Origin of the sequence: Pseudomonas taeanensis MS-3 (assembly GCF_000498575.2) — a bacterium.
Lineage (GTDB): Bacteria > Pseudomonadota > Gammaproteobacteria > Pseudomonadales > Pseudomonadaceae > Aquipseudomonas > Aquipseudomonas taeanensis.
Window position 1 is genome coordinate 501,488 of record NZ_AWSQ01000004.1, and the last position, 15,032, is coordinate 516,519.

The 15,032-nt window shown below is 56.0% G+C and carries 14 protein-coding genes and 3 tRNA genes; 4 read left to right on the forward strand and 13 right to left on the reverse strand.

The features are described from left to right. Positions 1-21: 21 nt before the first annotated feature. Positions 22-444: a VOC family protein gene (locus TMS3_RS15920; RefSeq protein ID WP_025166279.1), complete on the forward strand. Its 423-nt coding sequence runs from the start codon at positions 22-24 to the stop codon at positions 442-444. Between the two features lie 47 nt (positions 445-491). Here the strand turns inward: TMS3_RS15920 and galU are convergent, their stop codons facing one another. Continuing rightward, the gene (galU, locus tag TMS3_RS15925; RefSeq protein ID WP_025166280.1) at positions 492-1,331 is read right to left on the reverse strand and encodes a UTP--glucose-1-phosphate uridylyltransferase GalU; all 840 of its coding nucleotides are present in this window, start codon (positions 1,329-1,331) and stop codon (positions 492-494) included. Positions 1,332-1,730: 399 nt separating this feature from the next. Here galU and TMS3_RS15930 point away from each other — a divergent pair, with 399 nt between their 5' ends. Beyond that, a complete protein-coding gene (locus tag TMS3_RS15930) occupies positions 1,731-2,966 on the forward strand; it encodes an HD-GYP domain-containing protein (RefSeq protein WP_025166281.1) in 1,236 nt (411 codons plus the stop codon). A 376-nt stretch (positions 2,967-3,342) separates the two neighbouring features. Here TMS3_RS15930 and TMS3_RS15935 read toward each other — a convergent pair. The 6 genes from TMS3_RS15935 to TMS3_RS15960 form a co-directional block, all read right to left on the reverse strand. Further along, positions 3,343-3,429, reverse strand: a tRNA-Leu gene (locus TMS3_RS15935). A 422-nt stretch (positions 3,430-3,851) separates the two neighbouring features. Next, positions 3,852-4,559 (reverse strand): KilA-N domain-containing protein, encoded by a 708-nt coding sequence (locus TMS3_RS15945; protein WP_051394245.1) that lies wholly within the window; start codon positions 4,557-4,559, stop codon positions 3,852-3,854. 13 nt (positions 4,560-4,572) lie between these two features. Then, positions 4,573-4,773 carry a hypothetical protein gene (locus TMS3_RS15950; protein WP_025166284.1) on the reverse strand — a complete coding sequence of 67 codons (201 nt, stop codon included), beginning with the start codon at positions 4,771-4,773 and terminating at the stop codon, positions 4,573-4,575. A 273-nt stretch (positions 4,774-5,046) separates the two neighbouring features. After that, a complete protein-coding gene (locus TMS3_RS24685) occupies positions 5,047-5,643 on the reverse strand; it encodes an HNH endonuclease (RefSeq protein ID WP_025166285.1) in 597 nt (198 codons plus the stop codon). Positions 5,644-5,809: 166 nt separating this feature from the next. After that, positions 5,810-6,364, reverse strand: a complete 555-nt coding sequence (locus TMS3_RS25470) for a hypothetical protein (RefSeq protein ID WP_025166286.1) — start codon at positions 6,362-6,364, stop codon at positions 5,810-5,812. Positions 6,365-6,696: 332 nt separating this feature from the next. Next, positions 6,697-7,284 (reverse strand): recombinase family protein, encoded by a 588-nt coding sequence (locus TMS3_RS15960; RefSeq protein ID WP_025166287.1) that lies wholly within the window; start codon positions 7,282-7,284, stop codon positions 6,697-6,699. A gap of 575 nt (positions 7,285-7,859) precedes the next feature. On the opposite strand from TMS3_RS15960, the gene TMS3_RS15965 reads away from it, so the two are divergent. After that, on the forward strand, positions 7,860-9,362 hold the full coding sequence (locus TMS3_RS15965; protein ID WP_200929681.1) for a restriction endonuclease: 1,503 nt from the start codon (positions 7,860-7,862) through the stop codon (positions 9,360-9,362). A gap of 44 nt (positions 9,363-9,406) precedes the next feature. Beyond that, positions 9,407-9,730, forward strand: coding sequence for a hypothetical protein (locus tag TMS3_RS15970; RefSeq protein WP_025166289.1), 324 nt, complete (start codon positions 9,407-9,409; stop codon positions 9,728-9,730). A gap of 428 nt (positions 9,731-10,158) precedes the next feature. On the opposite strand, the gene TMS3_RS15975 is transcribed toward TMS3_RS15970, so the two are convergent. The 6 genes from TMS3_RS15975 to gacA form a co-directional block, all read right to left on the reverse strand. After that, a complete protein-coding gene (locus tag TMS3_RS15975) occupies positions 10,159-11,361 on the reverse strand; it encodes a tyrosine-type recombinase/integrase (RefSeq protein WP_025166290.1) in 1,203 nt (400 codons plus the stop codon). Positions 11,362-11,483: 122 nt separating this feature from the next. Continuing rightward, positions 11,484-11,557 (reverse strand) — tRNA-Cys (locus TMS3_RS15980). Between the two features lie 39 nt (positions 11,558-11,596). Further along, positions 11,597-11,672: transfer RNA gene (locus TMS3_RS15985), tRNA-Gly, on the reverse strand. Between the two features lie 67 nt (positions 11,673-11,739). Further along, positions 11,740-12,300: a CDP-diacylglycerol--glycerol-3-phosphate 3-phosphatidyltransferase gene (gene pgsA, locus TMS3_RS15990; protein WP_025166291.1), complete on the reverse strand. Its 561-nt coding sequence runs from the start codon at positions 12,298-12,300 to the stop codon at positions 11,740-11,742. Between the two features lie 33 nt (positions 12,301-12,333). Then, positions 12,334-14,157: an excinuclease ABC subunit UvrC gene (gene uvrC, locus TMS3_RS15995; RefSeq protein ID WP_025166292.1), complete on the reverse strand. Its 1,824-nt coding sequence runs from the start codon at positions 14,155-14,157 to the stop codon at positions 12,334-12,336. 1 nt (position 14,158) lies between these two features. Beyond that, positions 14,159-14,803, reverse strand: a complete 645-nt coding sequence (gene gacA, locus TMS3_RS16000; RefSeq protein ID WP_025166293.1) for a response regulator transcription factor GacA — start codon at positions 14,801-14,803, stop codon at positions 14,159-14,161. Positions 14,804-15,032 lie beyond the last annotated feature (229 nt).

Sequence of the window (15,032 nt, forward strand, 5' to 3'; positions counted from 1 at the left end):
ATGCATAACAGGAGAGTGACCATGCGCCCTACCCTCACCCATTTGGCATTGCATGTCCCGGACCTGGACGCCTGCGTGGCCTTTTACACTGAATTTTGTGGCATGCAGGTGATTCATCAGCGCGCCGGCAAAGGCGCACGAATCGTCTGGATGGCCGAGCCCGGCAAGGAGCATGAGTTCATCTTCGTGATCATGCCGGGAGGCCAGGATCGCTGCCTGGCCGAGGACGATTACAGCCACTTCGGTTTTGCCGTGGCCAGTCGCGAGCAGGTCGATGAAGTTGCCGCCAAGGCCCAATTAGACGGGTGTTTGGTCTGGTCACCTCGCGATGAACCTTACCCAGTCGGCTACTACTGCGGGCTACGCGACCCGGCCGGCAACTACGTCGAATTCAGCTACGGCCAACCGCTGGGTCCGGGCTCACAGGCGATGCCAATACCCTGAATGTGAAAAGCCACCCGAAGGTGGCTTTTACTGTGTCGCGGCCTGACTCAGTAAGCCTTACCGGGCTTATAGAGGTGCTCGAAGCAGAAGTTGGTGGCTTCAATATAACCCTCTGCGCCACCGCAGTCGAAGCGCTGACCCTTGAACTTATAGGCCAGTACGCAGCCATCCTGCGCTTGCTTCATCAGGGCATCGGTGATCTGGATCTCACCGCCTTTGCCCGGCGGGGTTTGCTCGATCAGCTCGAAGATATCCGGCGTCAGTATGTAGCGACCGATAATCGCCAGGTTGGACGGTGCATCTTCCGGCTTGGGCTTCTCGACCATGCTGTTGACCCGGTAGATGTCATCCCGAATCATCTCGCCAGAAATGACACCGTATTTGTGTGTCTCTTCCGGTGGGACTTCCTGAATGGCGACGATCGAACAGCGGAACTGCTTGTACAGCTTGACCATCTGGGTCAGTACGCCGTCACCCTCCAGATTCAGGCACAAGTCATCAGCCAGCACTACGGCAAAAGCTTCGTCACCGATCAGCGGGCGAGCGCAAAGAATCGCATGGCCGAGACCTTTCATTTCGACCTGACGGGTGTAAGAAAAACTGCACTCATCGATCAGACGACGGATACCAACCAGGTACTTTTCCTTGTCGGTATCGCGAATCTGGTGCTCCAGCTCATAGCTGATATCGAAGTGATCTTCCAGCGAGCGTTTGCCACGGCCTGTAACCATGGAGATTTCCGTCAGCCCAGCATCCAGCGCTTCTTCGACGCCGTACTGGATCAACGGCTTGTTCACCACCGGCAGCATTTCCTTGGGCATGGCCTTGGTTGCTGGCAAAAAACGTGTGCCGTAACCGGCAGCGGGGAACAAGCATTTCTTAATCATGGGACTCCTTAACAGGGAAAAATGCCCGTGCAGTCTATCAGGCGTCACACACCTTACAACTTTACGGCCTCGCTCTGCCGATACAGCCCTAGAGGAAACCCAGTTCGGTGGAGTGTTTGCCGGCCTAGAAATTTGGGACTTTCCGCAGCACCAAGGCATGCACATCGAACGGCCTATTCAGGCAATGTCCGCTTGGGAAACGGTGGATTGCATAAAGCAAAATGTAGGGGCGGATCAAGCTTACCGCTCTGCACGACGGGCACGCAGGCACTGCCTAGCCTAAACGGCCGACCAAGGCTGCAGGAAATTCTGCGCCAACTATAGTCATATTCCAGAAGCACACTCTATGATTGCTTACGGCAAACAGCCAGCATCGAGCAGGCTTCGGAAGGGAGCACCATGGAAATAAGTTCGCTGCCAAACACCATCAAAATTGCGGTTGGTGATTTGACCATTGGCATGTACGTCGCCGAACTGGATCGCCCCTGGACAGAGACCCCCTTCCTCTTCCAGGGATTCCTCATTCGTGAACAGCAAGAGCTCAGCCTTCTTCAAGAGCATTGCCAGTCCGTTTGGGTCGACGCCAGGCAGTCGACCAGTAACAGTGCACAACAACTGAGTCAGCTGCGTTCGCCAGCAAAACTTGAGGCAGTAGTCGCCAAGGTCAAATTCGACTCTGCGATGCGGCAGGCACAACCTATCTGGCAGGCGGCACAAGAGTCATCTCTGCGCATCCTTAATGCCGTCAAACTGGGTCATGAACTCGATGTTGCGACCGTCAAGGCGGTGGTCAAGGAGTGTGTCGAACACATCCTGGAAAATCCTTCGGCCATGCTTTGGCTCGCGCGAATCAAGGACAGCGATGAATACACCGCAGAACACTGCTTGCGCGTGGGGATTCTCGCGATCGCATTGGGGCGTGAGCTGGGCCTGATGCCGCTTGAGCTTGAGCAGGTGGGTATTTGTGGCATGCTCCACGATGTCGGAAAGCTCAAGATACCCGATGAAATCCTCAACAAGCCTGGCAAGCTGACCGAGGACGAATTCACCATCATGCGGCGGCACGCGATCGAAGGCCGCAAACTGCTCCTGGCCAACGGACAGACGCCCCCTGCTGCGGTCGATGTCGCTTATAGCCATCATGAACGCATGGATGGTGGCGGCTATCCCCGAGGATTGAAGGCGAATCAGATACCCTATTTTGCCAAGATCATCGCAGTGGTTGACGCGTACGATGCGATCAATAGCGACCGTGTCTACAGCAAGGGGCGATCCACCATGGAGTCGTTGCGTATCCTCTTCGAGGCGAGCAATAGCCAATTCGATGAGGAAATCGTTCTCGCCTTCATCCGTATGATCGGCATATTTCCACCTGGGGAGATCGTCGAGTTGACCAATGGTGAAGTGGCGATCATCACCGCCTGCTCACCTGAGCACAAACTCAAGCCCCGACTGCTGCTTGTACTCGATTGCAATAAGCAGCCGTGCACTCCCAGGGTCATCGATTTGCAGAAAAACCCTTGCGACGAAACCGGTCTCCCCTATCGAGTCCATGAAGTCCACCAAGCAGGCGCCTTCGATATCGATATCGAGGCCTATCGGATTAAGGGGCTGATCATCCCTGGCCATCTCTGAACCTAGGCTTGCTCGGCTCTACGCTCCGGGTGCTCATTGTTGTGGCTCAATCACTCTGCCCCCCCGATAGGGCGTTAAGCTTCGTCCAGCCTTGAGCTACTCAGCCCGCTCGCAGCATCTCAAAACCCTTGCCCGTCAAACAGCGTGCAGTCCTTGTCTCTAGGCTTTGCAGCCTTGCATTTCGGGTCTGCGAGTGGCGTTACAATGCGAACTATATGCATACGATTTACGTCGGCCCATGCGCACCCCAAGACGCATCCTTATAGTCAGGAGCAGTACAGGATCATTCGAAAACATACGGGCACAAAAAAACCGGCTTCAGGGGCCGGTTTTAGTGGGTTTCAGGTTCACTGGGGAACATCTGAAATCATGTACATGGTGCCCGAAGCCGGAATCGAACCGGCACGAGGTTACCCTCGAGGGATTTTAAGTCCCTTGCGTCTACCGATTTCGCCATTCGGGCGGTAGAGCGATACTGCGAGGCCTGGACTATATACAGCCCTTGCGTGCCTCGCAAGGCTTCCAGCTTGTAATAAAAAAGCCTCGTAAATCATTGATCTACGAGGCTTTTAAATTGGAGGCTGAGGTCGGAATCGAACCGGCGTTCACGGATTTGCAATCGATCCGCCACAGGGCTCAACTCGTCTAACTCGGGCCTTCCAGCCTCCAACTAATTTCTGCTCGACCGCTGCTCGACAGTCAGGGGGCGCATTGTGCCAACCACAATGGACTGTGGCAAGCGCGGCGGCACCCTCCCCTCGAAGACCCACTCCCTGCGCAGCACCTGCACGCTAACGCCCACCTCACACGGCCCCCACATCGCGTCGAGGGTCTTCTGGATTTCGTAGCAGGCGCCTCGGAGGGCGTAGTCGTTGGAGCTACGCATCAGATCAACCCCATCAGCAGTGCCGCGTGGTCGAGCGCTTCGCGGGTGTAGACGTTGACCTGGACCTCGCGCCCGATGGCAGGCAGGAAGCGGGACTGCTTGGTGACCTCGACGCCTTGGCTCAGGGAGTAGCCCTTGGCGTACTTGGACAGCTTGATGCGGTCGCTGTGGCTCAGGTACAGGTGCGACAGGGCGCGATACTCATCGACGGTCAGGAAGTTCAGCTCCTGGGCCATCTCCTTGTTCTCGGCGGTGAGCTTCTGGTTCTCCTGGGCCAGCTTCTCGGCTTGCTCCAGGGCGGCTACCAGCTCACGGGCGGTGTCGAGGTGGGTCGGGGCGAGCTTCGGTGCGGCTGCCTCAGGGGCGAACTCGACCTTGGCCTTCTTGCTCAGGATGTCGTCGATGACCGTGTCGCAGAACACGGCGAACTTGACGTCGAGCCAGCGGGCGAAGAAGACGGCCAGCTTGGGGTGACCCCAGGTGCCGACCATAGGAGACTTACCGTTGCCGGTCTTGGTGTTAATCACTGGAATCCCAGGGACTAATTTCTCCAGCTCGTTGACGTACTCAGCGGTCCCGTCGTTGGCGAAGAAGTTGTCCATCCGCTTCCCGAAAGCCTTCGCGGCCTTGGTCATGTTGAAGTAGCCGTCTTCGCGGAAGCTGAAGGTCTGGCCGTTGTAGTCGCGGGTGATGATGGCGGTGGTCATGGTCATCCCCTCCTCAGCCCAGCAGGTCTTTGATGCGGTCGGCGGTGCGTTCTGCCTGGGTGGCTTCCCCTTCCAGGGCGTCACTCTCAGCGGCCAACTGACGGGCCTTCTCGGTGTTCTCAGCGACCTTGGCGTGGTTGCGGCCGGCCAGCTCTTCCAACTGTTTGATGGTGGCGTTGAAGCCGCTCAGGATTAAAACGACAGGAGTAAGCAAGTCCGTGACTTATTGGGCGCTGCCGGTCACGAAAGTAGGCCCGCCTCGATACCCGATAAGAAAATCAAAAGGCAGGACCGCTACTTCAATACACATCAACAGCCGTATGACCGACTAGGTGCAGCCGTAAGCAGTCTTGATGTTGATAGATAAACTACTTACGACTGAGCCATGGCCTCCCTAAGCCCCTCCGAGACTCGCTCAGGGGCAGCGGCCAGACGCCCATGGGGGCATCATCGGTAGGTCAAAGGGAGGGGTGGGTTGCTGTCGCGCTTAAATGGCCAATACTGGTGCTGGTTTGGCATAACGAACGGCATAACGTGCGATTTCATACGGCAAATTGAGCTGGCGTCCTACCTCAGCAATAGAAAGACCTGAGGCGTGCAAGGCCTTTGCTAGGGAGCGCTGTTCAGCAGTGGTCTTGAAGAGACTGCGGCCTTGTTCTTTGCGTAGCTGATTAGCATGGAGGACGTTCTCTGACGGCGTGACCCACTCAAGGTTGCCGGCTGCATTGTTTCCGGGGTTGCCATCCTTGTGGTTCACCTGCGGCTTTCCTTCAGGGTTAGTTACGAAAGCGCGGGCAACCAGGATGTGCAGTAGCTGCGATTTTTTGAATGGTGGCCTACCAATGTTGACGTAGCAGTAACAGCCGCTGGCAGAAGACCCTGGCTTGAGCTGTGCTGGTGCCTTCCCTTTGAAGCTGAGGACGTGACCGTCTGCTGTGAAGGCATAGCCTGGGAAGTCAGCCAAGGTGCGCGCTGTGGAGCCCTGAAAGTCGAACTCAAAGACGGCTTCGGTGTTATCTAGCGGAAAACGGTAGACGATTGGGCTGGCAGTATTGCGGGGGGAGTTTGTTGCGATGGAAGTCATGGTTGGTAGAGGAGGATGTGCGGGAATGGGGAAACCAACACACGCCCGGAGACCGCTCTGACATTGCGTCGAGTGAGCGAGAAGGCTGGTGCTGGGGTGTTATCGGCGTTGCTGAATGCAGTACGCGAGAGGGTTAGCAAGCGACGTGGATGCCGGAACCGTGGGGTTAGGCTGCTAGCTGAAGTTCGTCACCGAAGTGGGTGTCGAAGTCGTCGTCCAGCCAATCGGCCCCAACTTGCAACTCTTGCATGAGTGCCGAAGGGATGCCTTTGAGGAGGTACGGCAAGGCTAGCTCGATTGCCGTCATGTAACGTCTGGCCTGACGCTCCTCAAGGAGTAAGAGAGTGCTGATGTTGGCTGTGCTGATGACCGGAAGGTGGTCGATAATGCGGACAAGCCTCTTCACTGATAGAGGAATGCTTCTCGCGTTGGCTCGATACCAGTCAAGGCGAGCAACACCTTGGAAGACGTCATCAGCCCAGGCCGGGTAGCCGTGACGCTGGTCAGTGGTTGCGGCAACGTGGCTGAAGACTCCGACAATCGGGTTGTCCAGCGCCCTGGGCTTGCGGCCTCGCTTTGCAGTCTTGTTGCTTGCAGCGCTCAACCTGACGAATCGCTCCTCAAGCTGGCGTGTGCGGGTTTCCAGTTTCTCATTCAGCGCAGCAAGATCGGGCGGTAATGGCAATTCAGATCCGAGTTTGCTGGTGTTGCGGTGGGGCATACGTGGTTTTCCTTTTAGTGCTGCCGTCGATGGTCGCCACCGTCAACGCACTCCAGCGCCCACCACATGGGCAAGCAAGGACGGACAAGGACGGCAGGACTAAACGGGCTGGAGAGGTAGAACAGCGGCGAAGCTGAGGGGATGGAGTGAAGCGGGAGGATGACCAATTACGGTCGCAATATAAGAGAGATGCTCGATGAGTCCCGTGAGCGGAACTACCGGGTTGGCATTAGCCAAGGACTGGCTGCAAATCGAGAACGCCCTCCCCCTCAGCGCCTGAAAGAGGAAGGCCTTGATGCGTAGCAGCCAGGATGGAAACCGAGGACGTGGCCTTAGCTATTGTGTGTTTGGGCTTTCACTGCTGCGCATGCCCTCTTAACCGCAGCCGGGGAAATCCTCCAGTGCTTGGCCGTGTCGGCGATGCTGGCGCTGTTCTCCTGCCTCCAGGCTGCGACCGCCTCATCATCAATGACCTTGGGCGCACCCAGCCTCTTGCCTTGAGCCTTGACCCGTTCAATGCCTGCCATCTGCCGAGCCTTGATGTTGGAGCGCTCCAGTTCAGCAACGGCGGCAAGCATGGTCAGCATCATCTTTCCGACAGGGCTGGAGAGGTCGAAGCCTTCTCGCAGGGATACGACAGACACCCCCTTGGCTTTCAATGCCTCGACGGTCTCCAGTACGTCGACGGTGTCCCTGCCCAGGCGGTCGATGGCAGCAACAACGACGGTGTCGCCCTTGCGGGCATAGCTGAACAGGGCAGCGAAGCCGTCACGCTTCAATGCCTTGGTGGCGCCGCTGGTGGCTGCGTCAGTAAACCATCCGTCCTCGCTGACGTTGTAACGCTGACAGATGGCGTGGCGTTGTGCCTCGATGGTCTGTCCATCGGTGCTGACACGAGTGTAGGCGATAGTGGTGGTCATGGTCTGCGGCTCCCTGTAGGCATGGCTCACTGAGTTGGATCAGTAATCTACAGGGTGGCTCCGTGAATTTCAACAGATTGGAGCTAGTTGCGGCCTGCATTCTACCGCACCCCCTTCAGGCGTCCTCGGCTGGCTCACAAGGTGTACTCACTGAGCCACCACTTATAGCGTTGATTTCCGGTTAGCCATCCTTATGACCGAGGAGACTGAATGAAGGACGACGACAACTTGACGCTAGACCCAGCAGAAAAACCAATCGCGGTCTCTGGTACTGATTCAATCAGGATTGAAATCATCTCAGCCCCTAGAGCCCCCCCCTACGGGGGTAAACTGTCGACTCCTTACCCATTAAAAAGAGCTCAGATTTTTCCGCCAGAAACATTTTCCCCACTGGGGCTGATGTGGGCTGGATAATGACTTAGTAGTCGCAATATGATGGCGGCCAATGTTTTCACTTTCGGGATGAAGGTATGGGACGTCGAAGTGGATTCGAAGGGTTTGTCAGAGCTGCGGCTCGGTCAGCAGCTGCTGCTGAACGGGAGAGTCAGCGGAGTATTCGAGCGAATCAGACCCAAATGCGGCAACTGGAACGCCAAGCAGTGCGCCAGCAGCGAATATCCGCTGCGCAGGAGAAAGAAGCGCATAAACTGGAAAAGACTATGTATCTTGAGGACAGGCATAGCGAAGTTGCGGACTTGAATACAGAGCTCAGCAACAGAGTCTCCGAGCTACAAGACATCTTGCCGCACACGCTCTGTCATGACGACCGAATCAGCTTCGACTCTCTCCGTCATACGACACCTTTCCCATCGTTCCAACCCCCGCCGAATCTGGCTCCAGGCCTCACACCGCAGAAGCGCCTCGTCCCTCCCCCGAAAGGAATCCAAAAATTAATTCCAGGAGCGGCTAAGCGGCATGCTCTCCGTATAGAGGACGCAGAGCGCGAAAACGAAGCAACCATCCTGAAGTTCAATGCGCAAGAAGCCAAGAAGCGTGCGGAGTTTCAGAAAGTCAGAGCTGATTATGACGCCGAAAAGCTCGCGTTTGACGATAAAACTGCACGCCATAACTCTGAAATAGATGCCTTCGAGGCGAGCTACTTCGCCAAGGACACAGACGCGATTATCGCGTACAACGAGATGGTCTTGACCCGCTCGGAATACCCTGCGGAAGGTTTCCAGCAACTTTTTCGACTAGCTTATGCCCCGGACTCATCGGAACTTGTTGTTGAGTACGATATGCCGGATGTTTCAGTAGTCCCTGTGGTTTCCGAGTATCGATACATTAAAACTCGAGATGAAATAGATTCGAAGGCCAGAAAACCTGCCGAAATTAAGCAGCGCTATCAAGACATAATCGCCTCCATTGCACTACGCACATTGCACGAACTGTTCGAAGCTGACCAAGCAAATGCTCTGCGCTTGGTGACATTCAATGGGATGCTGGATACCCATGATCCAGCGAGTGGCCGTGAAGTCCGAATCCCGGTTGTATCCGTTCGAGCCACTAAAGACGAGTTCCTTACTCTGAACTTGGAACGAGTAGATAAAGTACTGTGCTTGCGAAATCTTGGCGCACAGGTATCGAGCCGCCCAGATGAGCTGCAGGCTATTAAGCCCATCGTCGAATTCGATATGATCGACAGGCGCTTCATTGATCAAGGAGATGCTCTTTCCGGCCTTGAGTCCCGTCCGAACTTAATAGAGCTAACGCCAAACGAATTTGAGGTCTTGGTTGCCAACCTCTTCTCGAAAATGGGCCTTGATACGAAGCTGACTCGTAGCTCCCGAGATGGTGGAGTCGATGCTATTGCGTTCGACACGCGGCCCGTTCTGGGTGGGAAAGTGGTCATCCAAGCCAAACGCTACCGCGACACCGTCGGCGTGAGCGCAGTCCGCGACCTTTACGGAACAATGCTGAATGAGGGCGCAAATAAGGGAATCCTCGTCTGCACCAGTAGATATGGTCCAGACGCCTACAACTTCTCGAAGGATAAGCCCATCGAACTGATTGACGGGGGCGGGCTGCTATTCCTTCTGCGAGAGCACACGGGAACGGAGGCCAGAATCACAGTTTAAGTGCACAAAATAATTCGCTCAACGCTCTGCACGAAACGGACTGAATGGATTTTATGAACATACCCGAAAGCAGATGGATTTTGCTCCCCCCAGTCACATATCGCTATATGAACCAGATCTTCATTGACGAGTTTTTTTCCACTGGCAAATTGATGCTAAGCTCATTTACGAGATTCTCACAGCATCAAGATGAACAGCGCAGCGATAATCTAGAGGGGGAAAATTTAGTCATCGGTACAGCTGGAGATATAAGTATTACCGCACAAACTGGCCATGGAAATAAGTCCATTGTGCTCTGTACAAGCGTGCTGGAAAGTGAAGACCTGATGCGCCAGTTTGACTGCGATGGTTACTTTCGTAATTCGTGACACTGCTTGGTTCGGAAGAGTCATTGCCAGTAAGTTACAAGGCTGCATTGAAGGCCTAGAAGGATTTTGCACATACAAAGACCATCATGTAATCGAAAAGAAACTAGCACCAGCAATTTCTGGACTCCTCAATGTGAGCTCAGATGAGGGCCCCGACTTGGAAAAAATAGGGGAAATTGTAATGGGCTTAGCTGGTGCAGAAGCCTACTTTAGCAAGCGAAGACAGTTTGCACATCAGTGCGAATACCGGATTATTTGGAGCCTTGATAATGTAGTGACAGACACGCTATTTGTTGAGTGCCCTGAAGCTATACAGTTTTGTGAAAAGGTTACGGGTAAACCCCAGAGCGTGCGCGACTGGGACTTGGCTGTGCCTGGTTCGCCAGGATGGCCCGAATAACTTCATGTGCTAACTGACGACGAATTGCTTATCGAAGGCTGTAGATCGCCTCCTCAACCTGCTGCAGCGGAGCCCTTAAATCCTCCACACTCAGGCGGAGGTAGTGCTTCATGGTCACGTCCCCGCCAGTACTGTGGTTAACCAGTCGTTTCACCGTGGCTAGGTCCCTCAGTACTCTCTGAGCAACGGTGACGAACGTCCGCCGCAGGTCATGTAGCGTCCATTTGAACTTGATCTCATTCGAGACGCGCTCTGCAGCGGCGTCGATACTTCGCTTGGTAACCCGAAAGACCAATCCAGGGCGCAGGCCGCAATGAGCAACCAAGAGCGCATAGAGACGTCTGCATAGCGGTAGTCGGTGAGTGGTACCGTTCTTGGTGTCGGGAAAAGTAACGGTCTTCGCTTGCCAATCAATGTCGGTAGCCTGGAGACGCAGCGCCTCCCCTCGCCTACAGCCTGTTAGCGCAATAAAGACTAGGGCAGCCGATGCTTCCTTGTCGTCCATCGCCTCTACGGTAGCCCACCACTTCGGCTGCAGCGAGTCAGGGACTACGCCATCCTTTGGCTTGATCTGGTGCAGCCCACCCATGGCCTTGAGCCGCTGAGTGGGATTTGTGGTCGTGACCCCGTACTTCGCAGAAGCAAAAGACCAAACAGCCGAGAGGATGCGCGACAGATAATTCGCCTGGGCCTTGGACTTGATACTGACGCTGGCAAAGCGCCCTTCAAAGGCATCTGGCGTGATGAGTTGCCAGCTTCGCTCAAGCCAATCAGAGGCGTAGCGATTGAAGACGGCTTGATAGTCGTCCGCCGTGCTGGGTTTAAGCTTGCGGGTCTTGCGATACTCATTGAAGACCGCCTGCAAGGTAGGCGCGGCCACCACTCGAGCCTTGGTCTTCTTGGGCGCAGCAGTCGCGATGACCTCGACCTTAGGAGCTGCCACTTCCCCTACCCCTAGCCTCGCCCGAAGCACCTCCAGAGCCTTCGCCCTAGCCTCGTCCGCACTTATTACGGGCCAATGCCCCAACGTCCGATAGCTTCCCCGCAGGCAGACGCGGAAGACCCTTGAGCGCGCCCCGACGACGACCTGAAAGCCAGTCAGCTGGTTGTCATGGCAGACCATGCGAGGGCCGCGACGATACCCAAGGCGCGCGATGGCGCTGTCGCTCAGATACAGGCGCTGCTGGGAACGGATTTTTGCTCGACCACTGCTCGATGGCTGCTCGACCATTGCTTCACCACTGCTCGACCAAACTGCATGGGTGTCGAGAGAGCGGCTTAGGCATATGGCCCAACAAAAAGCGGACGCAAATAAAAAACCCCAAGCAGATCAACTACTTGGGGCTTTCAAATTGGAGGCTGAGGTCGGAATCGAACCGGCGTTCACGGATTTGCAATCCGGTGCATAACCACTCTGCTACTCAGCCTTTAAACTAAATGGGCCGTGCTAGACGGCCCATTGAAACTGGAGCGGGAAACGAGACTCGAACTCGCGACCCCGACCTTGGCAAGGTCGTGCTCTACCAACTGAGCTATTCCCGCTTGTCGTGATGACGGGCGCCATTCTATAGATTCATAACGCCCAGTCAAGCCCTTGATTCAAAATAGTTTATTTCTTTTCGGCTGAAGTACTGAGGTGCGGCCAGGCCGCTGCCAGATACTGCAGCATGGACCACAGAGTGAGCACCGCAGCGACGATCAGTAGCACATAGCCCAATACAACCCAAAAGGTAAACAAGGGCGGATTACCCAGCAGAATGACCAGCGCAACCATTTGCGCAGCGGTTTTCCATTTGGCCAGGTTGGACACAGCCACATGGGCCCGGGCGCCCAACTCTGCCATCCACTCTCGGAGTGCCGAGACGACAATCTCGCGGCCAATAATGATCGCTGCGGGCAAGGTCAACCACAGGTTGGCGTGCTCAGCGACGAGCAACACCAGCGCGACCGCCACCATCAGCTTATCGGCGACCGGATCAAGAAAGGCGCCAAAGGGCGTGCTCTGCTCCCAACGTCGCGCCAGGTAACCATCCAGCCAGTCAGTCACGGCAGCGATGGCAAAAACCGCGCTGGCGGCCCAATAGCTCCATGAAAACGGTAGATAAAATAGCAAGATGAAGATCGGGATCAGCAGTACACGGAGTACGGTAAGCAGGTTGGGGATATTCATCGGCACAACTGGGCTGCGAGGTGAGCCGGCATTCTACTCGCTGTGCAGTGCGGCATAAATCAGCTCGGCAAGCTTTTTACTGATAGTGGGTGCTTTGGCGATTTCTTCTACGCTGGCGCGGGACAGTTCCTGGAGGCCGCCAAAGTGGTTGAGCAGCTCGCGCCGGCGCTTCGGCCCTACCCCGGCCACTTCTTCCAGGCTTGATGTACGGCGGGCCTTGCCGCGTCGTGCGCGGTGACCGGTAATCGCAAATCGGTGTGATTCATCGCGAATCTGCTGAATCAGGTGCAACGCCGGCGAGTGGCCTGGCAGGGTGAACTCGTGGGCGGCATCATTGAGATAGAGCGTCTCCAACCCCGGCTTGCGCGTCACGCCCTTGGCCACGCCAAGCAGGATCAGCTCGGGCACCGCCAACTCTTCCAACACCTCACGCGCCATGGCCAGCTGACCTTTGCCGCCATCGACCAGCAGAATATCCGGAAGCTTGCCCTCGCCTTCCTTGATCTTGCTGAAGCGTCGAGTCAGCGCCTGGTGCATGGCCGCGTAATCATCGCCGCCGGTAACGCCTTCGATGTTGTAGCGCCGGTAGTCGGACTTCAATGGGCCTTCAGGACCAAACACCACGCAGGACGCCACGGTGGCCTCGCCGCTGGAGTGGCTGATATCGAAACACTCCAGGCGTTGCGGTATTTCATCCAAGTCCAGCGCCTCGGCCAAGGCCTCGAAACGCGCTGCCACATGCTGCCGATTGGCCAGCCGCGCACCGAGCGCCTGCTCGGCATTGGTCACCGCCAGCTGTTGCCAGCGCGCGCGTGTCCCACGTACGCGATGGCTGATACTCAGCTCACGCCCACGCAGTTCGTGGATGGCTGCTATCAGTGTGGGGTAGTCCTCGTGCTGGGCATTGACGATCAGCTCGCTTGGCAGTTCGCGCTCCAAATTGCTCAGGTAGTACTGGGCCAGGAAGGCAAGCAGGACTTCACTACCCTCCTCCTCGATCGCCACTTGCGGAAAGAAATTCTTACTGCCGAGCACGCGACCGCCACGCACGCTGATCAGGTGTACACAGGCGCCGCCCGGATTGACCATGGCGGCAACCACGTCCACATCACCGCTGCCACCCTCCATGCTCTGCTGGTCCTGCACGCGACGCAGTAGAGAGATTTGATCGCGCAGTTCGGCAGCGCGCTCGAAGTCCAGATCCATGGCGGCTTTTTGCATGCCGGAGGAGAGTTCATCACTCAAGGCATTGCTGCGCCCTTCGAGGAACATCACCGAATGACGCACGTCCTCGGCGTACTCCGTCGGGTCGACCAGCCCGACGCAGGGCCCTTTACAGCGTTTGATCTGGTACTGCAGGCACGGACGGGTGCGATTCTTGAAGTAGCTGTCCTCGCACTGACGCACCAGGAAGGCCTTCTGCAGCAGGCCTAGACTCTCGCGGATCGCCCCAGCGCTCGGGTAGGGACCGAAATAGCGACCCTTGAGTTTCTTCGCCCCGCGGTGGATGCCCAGGCGTGGAAATTCACCGTCGGAGAGAAACACGTAGGGGTAGGACTTATCGTCACGCAGCAGGATGTTGTAGGGCGGTCGCGATTCCTTGATCAGTGTCTGCTCGAGCAGCAGTGCCTCGGTTTCATTGGCGGTAATCGTGGTTTCGATCTGGGCGATCTTGCCGACCAACGCAGCGGTTTTCGGCGCCAAACCCGTCTTGCGAAAGTAGCTGGACAGACGCTTCTTAAGATTCTTGGCCTTGCCGACATAGAGCAATTTGGCGTCCGCATCGAACATGCGGTACACACCTGGGCGGCTACTACAGGTAGCGAGGAAGGCGCTGGGGTCGAACTGGACGCTCATGCTAAGTGGTGGCGTCGACCATGCCATGACGCACAGCTAGCAGAGCCAGCTCCACGTCACTGGAGATCGATAGCTTCTCGAAGATCCGATAGCGGTAAGTGTTCACCGTTTTCGGCGAAAGGCAAAGCTTATCGGAGATGCTCTGCACCTTCTCACAGCTGGCGATCATCAAGGCGATCTGAATCTCGCGCTCGGATAACAGGTCGAAGGGGCTGCCATTAGTTTGCGGCTGAAAGGACTTCAAGGCTAGCTGCTGGGCTATTTGCGGGCTGATATAGCGCTGCCCGCCGAATACCAGACGAATCGCCTGGACCATTTCCTCGAGGCCTGCGCCCTTGGTCAGATAACCCGCCGCACCAGCCTGCAATAAACGCGTAGGGAACGGATCCTCTTCGCAAGCGGTGACCGCGACGACTTTCAAATCAGGATGACTGCGAATCAGTTTGCGGGTGGCTTCAAGACCGCCAATGCCTGGCATCCTGACGTCCATCAGGACCACATCCGGCTTGAGTTCACGGGTCTTGAGCAACGACTCTTCGCCCGACTGCGCCTGGCCAACGACTTGCAGGCCCTCGATATCAGCCAACATCCGCGTGATACCCGTACGAACCAGATCGTGGTCATCAACCACCAGCACCCTAATCAAGCGGACACCTCGTTCTGCGTCAGCCGCTCAATGCAGCGCTCTAGATGGGTTGCCGCTGTCATAGCAATAAGCCTCCAGCCGGCTCTGAATTGGCGCATCATCGCCAAAAATTAAGCGTCAAAAATACTATAAAACATTGATTCGACAACAAATTCTTACGAGCCGGGAGACACACTTCCCGAACAGGATTTTAAAATAAATTGTTAGTTATCAATTGTTTATAAATATC

What these genes read in the sequence shown, in the direction of transcription:
- TMS3_RS15920 (WP_025166279.1), top strand. Translation starts at nt 22, where the DNA reads ATGCGCCCTACCCTCACCCATTTGGCATTGCATGTCCCGGACCTGGAC.
- galU (WP_025166280.1), bottom strand. Translation starts at nt 1,331, where the DNA reads ATGATTAAGAAATGCTTGTTCCCCGCTGCCGGTTACGGCACACGTTTT.
- TMS3_RS15930 (WP_025166281.1), top strand. Translation starts at nt 1,731, where the DNA reads ATGGAAATAAGTTCGCTGCCAAACACCATCAAAATTGCGGTTGGTGAT.
- TMS3_RS15945 (WP_051394245.1), bottom strand. Translation starts at nt 4,559, where the DNA reads ATGACCACCGCCATCATCACCCGCGACTACAACGGCCAGACCTTCAGC.
- TMS3_RS24685 (WP_025166285.1), bottom strand. Translation starts at nt 5,643, where the DNA reads ATGACTTCCATCGCAACAAACTCCCCCCGCAATACTGCCAGCCCAATC.
- TMS3_RS25470 (WP_025166286.1), bottom strand. Translation starts at nt 6,364, where the DNA reads ATGCCCCACCGCAACACCAGCAAACTCGGATCTGAATTGCCATTACCG.
- TMS3_RS15960 (WP_025166287.1), bottom strand. Translation starts at nt 7,284, where the DNA reads ATGACCACCACTATCGCCTACACTCGTGTCAGCACCGATGGACAGACC.
- TMS3_RS15965 (WP_200929681.1), top strand. Translation starts at nt 7,860, where the DNA reads ATGCGGCAACTGGAACGCCAAGCAGTGCGCCAGCAGCGAATATCCGCT.
- TMS3_RS15970 (WP_025166289.1), top strand. Translation starts at nt 9,407, where the DNA reads ATGGATTTTATGAACATACCCGAAAGCAGATGGATTTTGCTCCCCCCA.
- TMS3_RS15975 (WP_025166290.1), bottom strand. Translation starts at nt 11,361, where the DNA reads ATGGTCGAGCAGCCATCGAGCAGTGGTCGAGCAAAAATCCGTTCCCAG.
- pgsA (WP_025166291.1), bottom strand. Translation starts at nt 12,300, where the DNA reads ATGAATATCCCCAACCTGCTTACCGTACTCCGTGTACTGCTGATCCCG.
- uvrC (WP_025166292.1), bottom strand. Translation starts at nt 14,157, where the DNA reads ATGAGCGTCCAGTTCGACCCCAGCGCCTTCCTCGCTACCTGTAGTAGC.